The organism is Borrelia persica No12 (assembly GCF_000500045.1).
GTDB lineage: Bacteria > Spirochaetota > Spirochaetia > Borreliales > Borreliaceae > Borrelia > Borrelia persica.
Window position 1 is genome coordinate 161,450 of sequence record NZ_AYOT01000225.1, and the last position, 14,087, is coordinate 175,536.

The window sequence follows — 14,087 nt, forward strand, 5'->3', positions numbered from 1 at the left end:
TAAATTTAAATAACTTGTCTATGCTCTAGTGTATTAGACAAGTTGATTTATTGAAAGTCTATTGTAGTTTTATTATGTTCGTGTAGGTATTTTAAAGTTTGACTAAAATGATTTGAACCTAAAAAGCCGTTATGTGCAGAATAAGGAGAAGGATGGCTTGTTTCAAGAATTAAATGTTTTGAAGCATCTATTAATTCTTTTTTTCCTTTTGCAAAATTACCCCATAACATGAATACAATGTTATTTAAGTTTTTTGAAATAATTTTTATTACTTCGTTTGTAAAAATTTCCCAACCAATATCTTTATGAGATGATGGATGACCTTCTTCTACTGTTAATATTGAATTTAGCAAAAACGTTCCTTGTTTAGCCCATCGTGTTAAATCTCCATTTGGAATAGTTCTTATTTTGAGACTTCTCTCTATTTCTTTGAAAATGTTTTGTAATGATGGAGGTATTTTGATGTCTGAATTGACAGAAAATGCTAAACCATTGGCTTGTCCTTTTCCATGATATGGGTCTTGTCCAAGTATAACTACTTTAACATCTTTAAATGGTAAAGTATCAAATGCATTGAATATTAGTCTTGGCGGTGGAAATATTTTATCCTTTTTAGTTTTATATTCATTTTTTATAAACTTTACAAGTCGTGTAAAGTACCCTTTGCAAAATTCATTTCTTAACATTTCTTTCCAGGATTCTTCTATTCTCACTTCCACATTTAATATTATATAGAAAATTAATTATTTTTAACATTTTAATTTGATTTTATTGGTTTTTTATTTAAAATTATATTTTATGATTGACAACGATACATTGAAAAGAATAGAGAAATTGTCTAAATTTATAACACAAGGAAGACGGGAAAAAATAGATGAGGTGTTGAATAATCGTACGAATTACTTAACACTTGTACTTGAGGATATTTGTCAATCTCAGAATGCAAGTGCTACAATGCGTACAATTGAAATTTTGGGGCTTAGTGATATTCATATTATTGAGACCAATAATAAATATACTCTAAATCCGGGTGTTGTTCTTGGCGCTTCAAAATGGATAGGTATTAATAAGTATAGATGTGTTAAATATGCATTTGAACATTTAAGAGAGAGTGGATATAAAATAGTAGCCACGTCTTTAGATGATAATGCTATATCCCTTGAAGATTTTCCAATTGATACTAAAATGGCAGTATTTTTTGGAACAGAATTAACAGGACTTAGTCATACAATTTTGGAAAATGCTGATTTGCATTTAAAAATACCAATGTATGGGTTTACACAAAGCTATAATCTTTCTGTAGCTGTGGCTATAGTCTTTTATTCTTTAATTACTCGTTTAAAAAAGAGTTTTATTAATTATTTGCTGAATGAAGATGAAAAATTAAATTTGAAGCTTGAATATTATAGAAAAATTATAAAAAGGCATAAGATTATTGAGAAACATGAATGTCTTTAATTTTTATTTTATTTAGGAAGTAATAGATAAAAGTGTCGATTATCATTATTGCAATGGTAAAGATCGATGAACTTTGTACTATGTTAATATTATTTTCAGGATATAATTGTGCTATCACATACATCGAAATATTGGCTAATATATAGGCTATACAAGAGGAGCACAATCTTGACACATTGTGTTTAAACCATTTGCTGTTTATGTTGTTTTTTTGTAGTGTAGAATATATTTTGATATTTACATAATTGCACAAGAAGATAATGTATGTTCCAGTAAAAATTATTGAAATATAAGAAGCATTGTAAAATAATACTTTTAGATGTATGTTAGAGGTGTCAAATTCATTTTGTTGAAAATAAAGCGTAAAGTGTATCATTATTACAAAAGTAATATGTATGATCATGTTTAATATTATTGATTTTATGGCTGATTTATCATTATATTTTTCTGTAATTAAGTTTAATGAACAAAGAATTGCAAGAAAGGTTATTCCCGATAAGCTTATTTGTTGTTCGAATATAATTACTTTCTTTAGTATAATAAGATTTGAAAGTATACTCATGGTGATGTTAAAACAGAAAAGACCCGATTTTCCAAATAAATAATACAATAATGTTAATTTTGAGTATACAAATGCTATTAAAATTATCCATAAAATTATGTCCATCATGTTGCTAATTATAACAAATTACTAAGTGGTAATTGAATGTATATTGACCCATTAATTTAAATTTTTTTTATTTTGATACATATATTTTGCGATGTAAATGAATGGGGTGCCTAAGATTCCAGCAATTCCTTTAATCAAATATGTGGAGATTACTATATCAAAATAAGCTTCCTTTGGAAATATATTGAAATATGTTGCAATACTTATAAAAATTATTGTATCTATAAATTCACTTATTAATGTTGAGCCATTACTTCTTATAAATAAAAATTTTGGAAACTTTTTTTTAATTAAACGAAATAGGTATATGTCATTTAATTGAGATATTATATATGCTATGATTGATGCAGCTAACAAAATTGGAATTGAAGAGAAAATGTTTATTAAGTCTTCTATATATATATCACTATTATTTGTTGAAAAATAAAGTTGAATATTTGTAATAAATGCAAATGCTATAAAACTTATAAATCCAATATAAACTGCTCTTTTTGAATTTTGATGACCGTAAAGTTCTGATAAAATATCTGTTGCAACATATGATGATGCATAGATAATGTTGCCTAGTGTTGCATTAAATCCAAATATTGTGATTTGCTTTAAAACTTGAATGTTTGCAATAATGATGGATGATGTTACCCATGCAAGTAAGCCTTTTTGTCCAAAAAGATTATATATAATGATTAAAATTGAATAGGTACAAACTAACATGATGCACCATAAGATTTCATTGTTCAAGAAAGCTCCTTATGTTATTTGTTATTTTAATATTTATCTGTGTATTAGTAATAATTATAAGCTTTTAGATATTTCTTTGCAAATTAATTTATTTTGCCTTTTTTGATTTATTTGTGTTATACTCTTTTTAAGAGAATTATTTAGATGGGGATGTTTTTGGATTTGACTAAAAACTTTAGTAGCATGAGTTGCAAGCAGAGTGAATCTCTTAAAAATTCTTTAATAAATGCAAAATTTAATAACTTTACAAGTTCAGACCTTGTAATGGCTGCTTAAATTAGCAGAGAGTTTTGTTGGATTGTGCTTTGAGGTTCGACTTATACTCTTTAAGACATCAAAGCTTGCTTAAAAATATTTCAAGTTGATTTTTAGGGACTTTTAAACTTGGGAGTAATTTGGTGGTTTGCTAGTTTTTTCAAGCCTTATTACTTTTTCAAAAATTAGCTAAGCTTGTAGATATTTATGATATTATTTTTAGGACGCGGGTTCAACTCCCGCCATCTCCAATGTTAGTTTTTTATTTAAGGTATTAATTTATTGGGAAGCGTCCTATCGGAATCGAACCGACGTCATTAGCTTGGAAGGCTAAGGTAATAGCCACTATACGAAGGACGCATATATAACAGAGTTGATTCTATAAAAAAAATCATTTTATGTCAATTGATTTTATTGTTAATTTCGGCTAGTATTTTTTTTGTTTAGTAAGTACAATTATGTTAACTTTTGTATAGGCTAATATATAAAGGATTTTTGTGTGGAGGAATTAATGGGCGAGAGAGGGGAAGTATATTCTGACAAGTTGTTTACAAATTCTGATAGGACTTATTTCTTTAATGTCAAAGAAAATAGAAAAGGTGATTATTTTTTGAATATTGTAGAGAGTAAGAGAAATGTTAATGGAGATTTTGAGAGACATTCTGTTTTTGTTTATGAGGAAAATATTGAGGAATTTGAATCAAATTTATTAAAAGCAATTTCTGTGATTAAGAAAAAGGTGGCTGAGAATTTAGTTAAAAAAGGGGAATATTATAATGATCGTAAATTTTAGAGTGTTTGATAAGCATTGTCATTTCTAAAGATGACTTAGTCCTAGTCGTGGACGTAATTAAAATTTTATTTAAATGAGTTTAAAACTTTTTCTATGAAGGTTTAATATTCCATATTTTTTTATTGCGTCTTTGTGTTCTTTTGTTGGATATCCTTTGTTTGTTTTAATTCCATATAAAGGGTAAATTTTGTCATATTCATCCATCAATTTATCTCTTTGCACCTTTGCAATAATTGATGCTGCTTTTATTTCATCGATGATAGAATCTCCTTTAATTATTGCTCTGATCTCTTTAGCTTGTATTTTGGGGATAAATTTTCCATCTACAAGTATTAAATCACACTCTATATTTAGTTTTTCGTATGCGCTTTTCATTGCAAGGAGCGAGGCATGATGAATATTGATTTTATCAATAATTTCATTGGATATGGCTGCAAAAGCATAATGTGTATTTTCCATTATTAATGATGAGAGATATTCTCTTTTTGCTTTAGTAAGCTTTTTTGAATCATCTAGTTCATTTACAAAATTGGGTTTTCTCTTGAAAATAACAGCTGCACTTAGAACTGGTCCAAAAATGCACCCTCTTCCAACTTCATCAATTCCACAAATCATTACTATTTATTATAATATGAAATTATGCTTAATACATTAGTATTGTTTATAATTTAGTTGGGAGTAGTTTTGTTTTTAGAAAAAATAGGGCTTTTGGGTTTTAAATCTTTTGTCAAACTTCAGGAATTAAAATTAAATAGTAGTTTAAATTTTATTGTAGGTCCAAATGGTTGTGGCAAGAGTAATTTATTAGATGCAATTCGTTTTTGTATAGGGGAAGATAATTTAAGTATTTTGCGAATTAAGCATATAACAGATTTGATTTCTGTGTCAAAATCTATAGAATCTAATTTTGCTGAGGTAACTCTTTTTTTTAACAATGAAGATCTTTCTGTTAGTGATTTTAGAGATAAATTTTATATTAGAAGAAGACTTTATAAAGATGGCACGAGTGAGTATTTTTTTAATAATGATACTTTGAATCTTAAAAATTATATGAATCTTGTTAATAAATTGAGACTTAAAAACTCGCCTTATATGTTTATTAATCAGGGTAAGATTGAGAGAATATCTTCAAGTGGAAATATTAATTTAAAATCTCTAATAGAAGAGGCTAGTGGAATAGATATGCTTAGAGTTGAAGAGGAAGAGGCATATAAAAGATTAGAAAAATCTAGAGAAAATTTAACTTCTCTTTTGATATTAAGAGATGAATTAAATGGAAAATATGAAAAGATTAAAAATGATTTTTTAATTAAAGATAAATATCAAAAATTGAAGGATGATTTAGAAATATTGGATAAAAAGTTAAGGTTAAAAAAACTTTTTAATCTTAACTTTGAATTGACTAAACTTAAGAGTAGTTTGGATATTAAAGATATAGACAATATTTTATCTTTAAGTAGTTTTTCTATTGAGAGTATTAAGGAAAAATTAGAATTTTATTCTCTTAGGGAAAAAAATGTTATTAAAAATATTGAAGTTGTAAAAAAAGAAATTGAGACTTTAAAATCTAAGTTGCTTGCAATGGAGATTAAAATTCAAAAATTAGAACGTGATAAGATGGGAAAATTGAATTTGGCAAATATTTTTATGAGCAATAAGTCACAAATTGAATCAGTAAAGATAAACATAAATGAAGAGCTTATAAATTTGAATAATTCTCTTCAAAGTAAGAAAAAAGATTTTTTTGAATTGACTGATGAGATAAATAGGTATACTAGGAGTTTTTTTGAGCTTGTTGATTTGGTCTTGTCAATTTCCAAAGAGAGTAATATAGAAGAATTTGAGCAACTTAAAAAAAATATTTTTAATTCTTTAAAGTTGTTTGAAGATACTTTGAGCATAAAATATCTTCAAGAGATTAGAGAAAATTTACTTCAATATATAGTCAAGGAAGATAAACTTTTAAATTTGTTAAGGGAAAAAATTGAACCTATTTTTGAACAAAATATTGATTTAAGGAAATTTTTACTTACAAGAAATAATTTTAAAACCAGTCTTGCAAAGGAAATCACTACTATTGAAGGTTTGGTTTCTGAGAAAACAGCAAAATTAAATGAGATATTAGGTGAGATTGAATATACAGAGCTTTCTAGACTGAAGAATGAAGATGAGATTAAATTAATTGAGGGTAATTTGAAATTTTTATTTGAAACTAGGGATGATCTTAAGGAGAGACTGAATAGTTTGAACTTGAAGTTAGATGAATTAAATTTGGAGAGAAGTGATATTAATATTAACTTAGATAAGTTTTTAAGTGCTGCTAAGGGTAATGAATTAGTTGTTAATAAAGAAATCAGTTCTTTGAGTTTGTTGGATGCTTTTAAAAATTCATCTTATTATGAGTATATGAAAAAGCAAGCAGAATATGATGTTTTATTGCATGCTAGCTTGGATATTAAGGATGAGGTAAAAGATTTCAACCTTATTAATAAAAATATGGAAAAGTTTGAGCTTGAAGAGGATTTGATACAGATAGATGCTTTACGTAAAGAAATTAATGTAATTGAGCATAATAATTATATTTTTTTTAATGTTGAGAGAGAGTATAATGAGATAAAGGAAAAAGTTGAAAAAATAGGTCTACAAATAGATGATTTAAGAGCAACTAAAGAATCTTTAGATAAACTTAGGAAGAAAATAAAAAGGGAAATTAATAAAAAATTTAATGATGCTTTTGATAAAATTAGTGATCATTTTGTTTATTTTTTTAGTCGAATATTTAAAGGAAGTGGCAGCCTGTTTTATGATAAAAATTTAGATGATATAGAAATTAAAATAAATTTTAAGGATAAGTTAGCTAAGGGAAATAAGATGCTTTCTGGAGGAGAACATTCTTTAATTAGTATAGCATTTTTATTTGCTTTGTATTATTATTCTCCTGCTTCATTTTGTGTACTTGATGAAATAGATGCTTCTCTTGATTTTGAAAATAGTAGTAAGCTTTCGACACTTTTAAATGAACTTGGTCAAAAAGTTCAATTGTTGATAATAACTCATAATATGTATGTTGCTAAGGGGAGCAAGAATTTAATTGGTGTTACTAGTGATAATGGAGAAAGTGTAATATTTAATATATAATTTATTCATTATATTAGGAAAAATTATTATGAGAGAGAAAAAATTTAATTTTCAACAATATTTTTTAATATTGATATTTTTATCAATTATTGTTGCTTTTTTTACTTATTTGTATTCATCTAGAATGATTGAGGAGAGCAGAAGTAGTACTGAAGAGAATTTAAATCTTAAATTAAAATTACTTAATATAGAAGATTTTTATTTTGATTTGAATTCTAGTTTTAATATGGATGATTTTTTCTTTCCTAAGCCTAGTCTTCCTGATGGTAAATTAGGCGATGGTGTGATGCATTATCGATCGATTAATGAAGAAATTTTGAAAGATCTTTGGGTCAAATCAGACAATTTATTTAATATCAATTTAGAAAATGAAAATGAATTATTAGTTGATAAAATTTTGGAAAATTATAAATGAGTAAAAGAAATTTTATTTATTGTAATTTTTTATTTTTTATTATTAGTATAATATCTTGTTTTGCTTTTGAAAAAAATAAATTTAATATTTATGAACTTGATTTTAGTAGTGAAAAGCAAGAATTTGTGGTAAATACTAATTCGAAATTTAGTTTTTTTTTAAAAGATGAGGCTTGGATTTATATTCAAAATGACAAAAATAATGCCTTTATTAGGCTTGTAGCAGAATCTTATCAAGATGGTGCTATGTTTACTTTTCAAACTTCAAAGAATATTGGAGTTATTGTGTTGACATTTAAGTATCAAAATGTAAAGGATTCTAGAGAATTTACTAAAAATGTGATTTTGAAAATTGTAAAACAAAAAAAATCTTTAAAATCAGATCAAATGAGTTTTGAAAATAATGTAAATTTAGATAAAGATTTTAAAAATGATAAAAGTTTTGGATTAAATGATAGTAATGATCATAATGTGGATTTGAGAGATATCATGAGAAGAGCTTTGAATTTATCTCATATTAATGATTACAAGGGAGCAATTGCATTGCTTAATAAATACGATTTTAATGATGATGAGTATATATTGTTAAAGGCAGAACTTTATTATAAGAATGGAGATTATTTGAATTCTTATTTAAATTATTTAAGTTTAAGAGATAAGTTTTTTAGTCAAATATTTGTCAATTTAGTTGATCTTGGTATTAAATTAGGTAAAGTTGAAAATGTATTAAGAGATGTTAGATTTTTAGTAGAAAATAATATTGATTTTGATGAGAATATTTATCTTGATATTTTTGAATTTTTATTGACAAATGGTGAGTATGAGTTTTGTCTTAGTTTAAGTTTGTTGTATTATCCAAAATATTTAAGTTCAAGGTTTGTAGATAGATATAATTATTTGCTGGGTAAATTTTATGAAACTGAGAGCGAATATAAAGATTTTTTAAAGTCTATTGGTTACTATAAGAGAGTTATTGATAGTTATCCTTTTAGCAGTTATTATGAATTATCTAAATTAAGGTTTTTGTTTTTGAAACGTTTTTTTTAGGAGGAATTGATATGATTAGGCGTAAGCTTACTAAGCAACTTGAAGATATTAAAGATTATCTTCGGAAGATGACAGAATGTGTTCTTAAAATGATAGAAAACTCATTAACAGCCTTAGAATTTAACGATAAGAATTTGGCTAAAAAGATTATCAATGAGGATGAAAAAATTATAGATGATTATCAATATCATATTGAAGATTTATGTGGACGCATGATTGCTACTGAACATCCTGTTGCTACTGAACTTCGAGAAATTTTGGCAATCATCAAGGTCATTAACTCTCTTGAACGTATTGCAGATCATTTTACTAAAATTGTGAAGGTAGTACTTCTCTTGGAATCTAATGTAGAGGTTGTTTCTTGTGGTGATATGTATCAGAAACCTTTAAGAGAAATGGCTGATATAGCAAAAAATATGCTTGCAAATATTTTTGATGCTTATTTTGATGGAAATTTTATTAAAATATTTAAAATAATAAAGTATGATAATATCATAGATAAATTGTTTTCCAAACAAAAGGCTCTTCTAATTGATGCTATGAAAAATAATCCAGAAAATTTAGATTATCTTTTAAATATATTATTTCTGAATAGTTTTTTGGAAAGAGTTGGAGATCACGTTGCAACAATAGGTGAACTACTTTATTTTGTTAAAGAGGAGAGGAAGTAAACCTTAATTGAAAATAATATGTTAATTTTTGCTTTAATTATTGATAAGTATTATTATAATTTCTTAATTTAATTGATCTTTTTATACGTGGCTGGCATGATATATTCTAGATTTTTATTGCCTCTGATTGTTTCTGAATGTCCGATTAATAGATAAGAATCATTTTTTAAGTATCTATTAAATTTTTCAGCAAGTTTGTTTCTAGTTTTTTCATCAAAATAAATCATTACATTTCGACAAAAAATTAAATCAAATTTTTTCTTAAATGGAAAAACTTCATTCATTAGATTTAATTTCCTAAATACAGTCATTTCTTTAAGCACATCTTTAACTATAAATTTGTCATTTTCAAGTTTGTTTAAATATTTGGTTTTTAATTTGTCTGGAAGAGTTTTTATTCGTTCTTCTGGGTAAATTCCTTCTTTAGCTTCCTTTAAAACAGTAATTGAAATATCTGTTGCTAGGATTTTTACTTTGCATTTGATATTATTTTTGTTTATATATTCATTTAATATCATTGCTATTGTGTATGCCTCTTCTCCACTTGAGCATCCAGCTGACCACATTCTGATTTCTCTTTCTCCTGATTCTGTCATTCTTTTAATTATTTTGGGTAAAATTTTTTTTTCAAGGAATTCAAAGTGGTTGGCTTCTCTAAAAAAATAAGTGTGATTTGTTGATATTTTGTCCACTAATTCTATTAAAGACATTTGGTCTTTTTGTTTTTCTAAGTAATTAATATATTCTGTAAAACTGCTTAGATTTTTGGCTTTGATTGTTGATGACAATCGACTCTCTATTAGTAATTTTTTTTTCTCGGTAAGATTAATCCCGAAATTGTTATAAATTATTTTGCTAAGTCTTTTAAATTCTTCTTGGTTTATTTTAATATTAAATCTAGTGTCCATTATTATATTTTTATCTTCCATTGTCTAAATTATAAGTATTTTCCAATTTTTTTTAAATATTCTTGAGCATATAATTATAATATCAAAATTTTGATATTATAATTATATGCGCTGAATTGAAATAATGTGTTAATTATGCTATTTTAATATCTAAAATACTATTTTATTGAAATTATAAGGGTTGTTTTTATGGACAAGAGAATAAGTCAAGGGAAAAGTGTTGCCTCTGGTGGTGATTTGAATGATAATAGAGTTGGAATATGGGGAATTTTAGCACTTATATTGATTGTGTTTGGGTTTATTGTTGCACCTTTGATGCCAGGATTATTTGATACTACTGATTCTTCCAATGTGAAGTTTGGCTCTTATAAGGGACAGCCAATTTATTATGCAAAAGATAATAAGTTTGCGCAATATGTTAATTCTTATTCAAATTTTTATTCTAAATTAAGAAGAGATAATAGTTATGATATAGATTATTTTATTTGGCGTTTGGCTTTTATGAAATATGTTGAAGATATTGCTTTTCTTGATTTGGCAAAGAGTAATAACTTTTATATTTCAAAAAATGTTTTGAATAAAAACTTAATGAGTTCTCTTGTGTATTTAGACTCTAATGGTAATTTTAGTCCTAAAAGGTATAATAAAGTTTCTGATTATCAAAAGTTTAAAATTCATAGTGAAGCAGTAGAAAATTTACTTTCTTCAAATATACAGGTTTTTCTAAATAGTGGTTTTGTATTTTCAGATTTTCTTTTGAGTAATATTAAAGATATGAGTAAAGTTCAAAAGAAAATTGCTTATGTTACACTTTCGTATGAAGATTTTCCTCAAGATGAATTAATCTCTTATGTTAAAAATAACCAAAAATTATTTAAAAGTTTAGACGTTGTTTCTATTAGTTTTAAGAATTTAAATGATGCTAATGATGCCTATGATAAATTATCTAAAGGTACTCCTTTTGAAGAGGTTGCTAAGTTTTATTCTGAAGATGTTGCTAATTTTAAAGGTATTGCTTCTTCTAAGCAATATTATTTTGATTTGGATCTTGTGCTTGAAAAGAAAGAAGATCTTGCGACAATTTTTTCTTTAAAGGTAAATGAATTTACTATTCCTATTAAATCTAAGAGTTCAAGTGAATATAAGATATATAAAGTGTTAAGTGATGTTCATGATTTTGATCAAAATTCAAATCATGATATTAGTTCTGTTAAAAATTACATAGAAACTTATGAACCTAGTGTTATTGAGACTTTTCTTGAGCAAAAGCTTAATACTATTCTTGAGGAGGTCAATTCTGCTGTTGGAGAGGAACAGTCTTTGAAAAAATATAACTTGGCGTTAAAAGAAGATATGGTTAATCTTGCATATAATATGAACATTTATCCTAGTACTTTAAAAGAGCTTTCAGTTTTTAGTAATAGTAAGGATTTTTATGATTTAATCTTTGATTTAAAAGAAGGTCAATGGTCTAAACCCTTTTTGGCAAATCATAAGGTTTATTCATTTTCTTTGCGTTCAACTTTTAATGATTCCCATGAGTCTAATGATTTAATTCAAGGAGATCATGTTCTTGATAGTTTTTATCAAGCAAATAATAAATTGGTATTAGATAATATTTTAAATAAAGATAATTTTAAAGAAAATTTTAATGAGGCATTTTTTTCTTTGCAGAATATTAGTTTAAATGCTGGAAATTAAGGTATGGTTTAGGTTTTTTTATATACTTTATTTATTGTAATGTAGATATAAAAAATCATGTGATATGTATTTCAAAAAAAAATTTATATTTCTTTTTTTAGTTTTACTTTCTTGTGTTAAAGGCAATAAGGATTTTATTATATTTAATAAAGATTTTAATAAAAAAATTAGTATTGATAAGGTAAATTATTCTGACGTAAATGTAAGTGAAGATGCTGGAGAGAATGTGTTTGGGTCTTTAATTGATCTTAAGGGTTATAAAATTTTATCAGTTCATCAGGAGAATTTAAACTTAGATGTTTATTTTGAGCAAGTGGTTTTGGCGCAAAATTTTGCAGATCTTAAAACACATTTATTTATTATTGGTTTTGATCCTAAGAGTCATGAAGCAGTTATTCTCTTTAAAACACAGGTAAATATTGATTCTAAAAATTCTTATAATATGTATCTTGAAGATATTACGGGTGATTATGATTTTGATATAGTTGTTCAAGGTTTCTTAGATGAAGATGCTGTTTTGTATGTGTTTAAAAGAGCCGTTGCTAATGATGTTTCATCGTATCGACCTATATTTTTTGATAAAGTAAATGGAAACATTATTATAAATAAGTATGCTAGATCTTCTGCTTATGATGATAAAAAATCAAGAGAAAGTTATTCTATTTCTTTGGAGAGATATGAAAAGCAGGGTGAGGATATCATAGTAAGTAAGATAGAAAAGTATGAATATTCTCAAGCACAAGGTAAATATTATTCTTTATCTGCCAGTGAGAAGGTGAGACGGTTAGATAATGATGTGTATAAAACTTTAAAAAATTTGCCTAAAGATGAAGTTTATAAATTTTTATATGGTGTTTGGTATGATAATGATTCACATCAACGTTCAAAAAAATTAAACCGTGATGATATTTTGCTTTTATCGTTTAATAGACATTTTAATGAAATTAGTATTTTTAAGAATAATTCTCAAGAAATTGCGCATATTGAATATATTTCAAGACCTGCTTATAATATTCTTAATATTAGTACTAAATCTATTTTTTCAGATTTGATAGTATATAATTTTTGGATTAAAATTGTTGATATTGATAATATTGAAATAAAAATTGACACGGGAACAGATGCTTATGATAAGTACGGGTTTTCGGGTGTTTTTAAGCGGTTTAATAATTCTGTTTTAGGTGATAATGTTCGAAATTTTTTGTTTATTCCAAACGGTAATTATGTCTATAAAGACATTATTTATGATTTTTCTTATCCTAGCCTTACTTATATTGTTGGAAATAATATTTATTATGGAATTTTTAATGTTTTTAATTTAGATAATAATTTAGTTCTTGAATATGAAATTAGCATAGATGAAGGAAAGATAAGTGAGTCTTTTGTTGTTGAATATAGTGAAAGAATAGTTCATAATCAAAAATTTTCTACGATTATTCTTCATCCTATTAAAATTTTGAAAGATGAAGTTAATTTGTTAAAAAGACAAAAATTGAAGCTTGAGAGAATAGAAAAGTTAGGGTAAAAATTATATGAAAATATTAAGAAGTGTTATTACTTATATTAATTTTTTTTTCTTTGTATTAGTTTTTACTGTTTTATTTCCAGTATTTTTAATTTTTAGGATACTTGGATTTGAAAATAGCTTTATAAAGTTTAGTTTTGTATTAATTAGATTTGCTATTAAGAGTTGTTTATGGTTTTCTGGAATTAAGGTTGTTGTTACGCGGGATGATGATTCTTTTTTGCAAGAAGTTGGTGGTGTGGTAATTATTGCAAATCATATTGCTTCAATGGATCCTATTTTTTTAATTCATATTTTTATGAGGTCTTTTGTAATAGTTGCTAAGAGATCACTTTTAAATATTCCTTTACTTAATTTTTTATTAATTTCTATGGGAGCTATTTTTGTAAATAGAAGTAGTATAAAATCTTCTGCTATTGTGCAAAAAAAGGCAACCAATATTATTCAGCAAGGTGGAGCTATTGGAATTTTTCCTGAGGGAACCAGAAATAGAGGTAGTGAGACAAAAGATTTTAAAAGAGGTTCTATTAATTTGGCCTTAAGAACAAATTCTCCAATTGTTCCTGTGACTTTGCTTAATACACATAAAATTTTTGTTAAAAATTTAATATTAAATTCAGGATTGTCAGTATATGTGCATATCCATTCTTTAATATATGTTTCTAATTTAACAGATGTTGAAAAAAAACAGCTTCATGTTATTGTTAGAGATAAGATAGTTAAAAAATTAGAAAAAATGAAAATTCAATATAATTGTTGATAGGAATTT

General features: G+C 25.6%; 12 protein-coding genes, 1 tRNA gene, 1 other RNA gene and 2 pseudogenes. 10 read left to right on the forward strand and 6 right to left on the reverse strand.

The window, feature by feature from the left end:
• Positions 1-47 precede the first annotated feature (47 nt).
• Positions 48-719, reverse strand: coding sequence for a uracil-DNA glycosylase (gene ung / locus U881_RS0109540; RefSeq protein WP_024654201.1), 672 nt, complete (start codon positions 717-719; stop codon positions 48-50).
• 82 nt (positions 720-801) lie between these two features.
• On the opposite strand from ung, the gene U881_RS0109545 reads away from it, so the two are divergent.
• On the forward strand, positions 802-1,458 hold the full coding sequence (locus U881_RS0109545; RefSeq protein ID WP_024654202.1) for a TrmH family RNA methyltransferase: 657 nt from the start codon (positions 802-804) through the stop codon (positions 1,456-1,458).
• Here U881_RS0109545 and U881_RS12045 read toward each other — a convergent pair.
• The gene (locus tag U881_RS12045) at positions 1,433-2,128 is read right to left on the reverse strand and encodes a queuosine precursor transporter (RefSeq protein WP_084538478.1); all 696 of its coding nucleotides are present in this window, start codon (positions 2,126-2,128) and stop codon (positions 1,433-1,435) included. The two genes, U881_RS0109545 and U881_RS12045, sit on opposite strands and share 26 nt — an antisense overlap.
• A gap of 51 nt (positions 2,129-2,179) precedes the next feature.
• Positions 2,180-2,866 (reverse strand): queuosine precursor transporter, encoded by a 687-nt coding sequence (locus U881_RS0109555; protein WP_024654204.1) that lies wholly within the window; start codon positions 2,864-2,866, stop codon positions 2,180-2,182.
• Positions 2,867-3,012: 146 nt separating this feature from the next.
• On the opposite strand from U881_RS0109555, the gene ssrA reads away from it, so the two are divergent.
• Positions 3,013-3,373: a transfer-messenger RNA gene (gene ssrA, locus U881_RS12050) on the forward strand.
• 36 nt (positions 3,374-3,409) lie between these two features.
• On the opposite strand, the gene U881_RS0109565 is transcribed toward ssrA, so the two are convergent.
• A tRNA-Gly gene (locus U881_RS0109565) sits at positions 3,410-3,481 on the reverse strand.
• 151 nt (positions 3,482-3,632) lie between these two features.
• On the opposite strand from U881_RS0109565, the pseudogene U881_RS0109570 reads away from it, so the two are divergent.
• A pseudogene (locus U881_RS0109570) lies at positions 3,633-3,899 on the forward strand (DUF3276 family protein); the annotation flags it as partial.
• 84 nt (positions 3,900-3,983) lie between these two features.
• Here the strand turns inward: U881_RS0109570 and U881_RS0109575 are convergent.
• Entirely contained in the window at positions 3,984-4,529 is a 546-nt protein-coding gene (locus U881_RS0109575; RefSeq protein WP_024654206.1) for a ribonuclease HII, read from the reverse strand.
• 69 nt (positions 4,530-4,598) lie between these two features.
• Here U881_RS0109575 and U881_RS0109580 point away from each other — a divergent pair, with 69 nt between their 5' ends.
• From U881_RS0109580 to phoU, 4 genes and pseudogenes are all read left to right on the forward strand, one after another.
• The gene (locus tag U881_RS0109580; RefSeq protein ID WP_024654207.1) at positions 4,599-7,052 is read left to right on the forward strand and encodes an AAA family ATPase; all 2,454 of its coding nucleotides are present in this window, start codon (positions 4,599-4,601) and stop codon (positions 7,050-7,052) included.
• Positions 7,053-7,080: 28 nt separating this feature from the next.
• On the forward strand, positions 7,081-7,467 hold the full coding sequence (locus U881_RS0109585; RefSeq protein ID WP_024654208.1) for a hypothetical protein: 387 nt from the start codon (positions 7,081-7,083) through the stop codon (positions 7,465-7,467).
• Positions 7,464-8,513, forward strand: coding sequence for a hypothetical protein (locus U881_RS0109590; protein WP_024654209.1), 1,050 nt, complete (start codon positions 7,464-7,466; stop codon positions 8,511-8,513). Before U881_RS0109585 ends, U881_RS0109590 begins: the two co-directional genes overlap by 4 nt.
• Positions 8,514-8,524: 11 nt before the next feature.
• A pseudogene (gene phoU, locus U881_RS0109595) lies at positions 8,525-9,195 on the forward strand (phosphate signaling complex protein PhoU).
• A gap of 57 nt (positions 9,196-9,252) precedes the next feature.
• On the opposite strand, the gene U881_RS0109600 reads toward phoU, so the two are convergent.
• Positions 9,253-10,092 (reverse strand): CheR family methyltransferase, encoded by an 840-nt coding sequence (locus U881_RS0109600; RefSeq protein WP_024654211.1) that lies wholly within the window; start codon positions 10,090-10,092, stop codon positions 9,253-9,255.
• A 189-nt stretch (positions 10,093-10,281) separates the two neighbouring features.
• Between U881_RS0109600 and U881_RS0109605 the strand changes: the two genes are divergently transcribed.
• The 3 genes from U881_RS0109605 (at position 10,282) to U881_RS0109615 (ending at position 14,078) form a co-directional block, all read left to right on the forward strand.
• Entirely contained in the window at positions 10,282-11,793 is a 1,512-nt protein-coding gene (locus U881_RS0109605; protein ID WP_024654212.1) for a peptidylprolyl isomerase, read from the forward strand.
• Positions 11,794-11,857: 64 nt separating this feature from the next.
• Positions 11,858-13,318, forward strand: a complete 1,461-nt coding sequence (locus U881_RS0109610; protein WP_024654213.1) for a pallilysin-related adhesin — start codon at positions 11,858-11,860, stop codon at positions 13,316-13,318.
• A gap of 7 nt (positions 13,319-13,325) precedes the next feature.
• A complete protein-coding gene (locus U881_RS0109615) occupies positions 13,326-14,078 on the forward strand; it encodes a lysophospholipid acyltransferase family protein (RefSeq protein WP_024654214.1) in 753 nt (250 codons plus the stop codon).
• The last annotated feature ends 9 nt before the right edge of the window (positions 14,079-14,087 follow it).

What these genes read in the sequence shown, in the direction of transcription:
- U881_RS12045 (WP_084538478.1), bottom strand. Translation starts at nt 2,128, where the DNA reads ATGATGGACATAATTTTATGGATAATTTTAATAGCATTTGTATACTCA.
- U881_RS0109575 (WP_024654206.1), bottom strand. Translation starts at nt 4,529, where the DNA reads ATGATTTGTGGAATTGATGAAGTTGGAAGAGGGTGCATTTTTGGACCA.
- U881_RS0109585 (WP_024654208.1), top strand. Translation starts at nt 7,081, where the DNA reads ATGAGAGAGAAAAAATTTAATTTTCAACAATATTTTTTAATATTGATA.
- U881_RS0109590 (WP_024654209.1), top strand. Translation starts at nt 7,464, where the DNA reads ATGAGTAAAAGAAATTTTATTTATTGTAATTTTTTATTTTTTATTATT.
- U881_RS0109600 (WP_024654211.1), bottom strand. Translation starts at nt 10,092, where the DNA reads ATGGACACTAGATTTAATATTAAAATAAACCAAGAAGAATTTAAAAGA.
- U881_RS0109605 (WP_024654212.1), top strand. Translation starts at nt 10,282, where the DNA reads ATGGACAAGAGAATAAGTCAAGGGAAAAGTGTTGCCTCTGGTGGTGAT.
- U881_RS0109610 (WP_024654213.1), top strand. Translation starts at nt 11,858, where the DNA reads ATGTATTTCAAAAAAAAATTTATATTTCTTTTTTTAGTTTTACTTTCT.
- U881_RS0109615 (WP_024654214.1), top strand. Translation starts at nt 13,326, where the DNA reads ATGAAAATATTAAGAAGTGTTATTACTTATATTAATTTTTTTTTCTTT.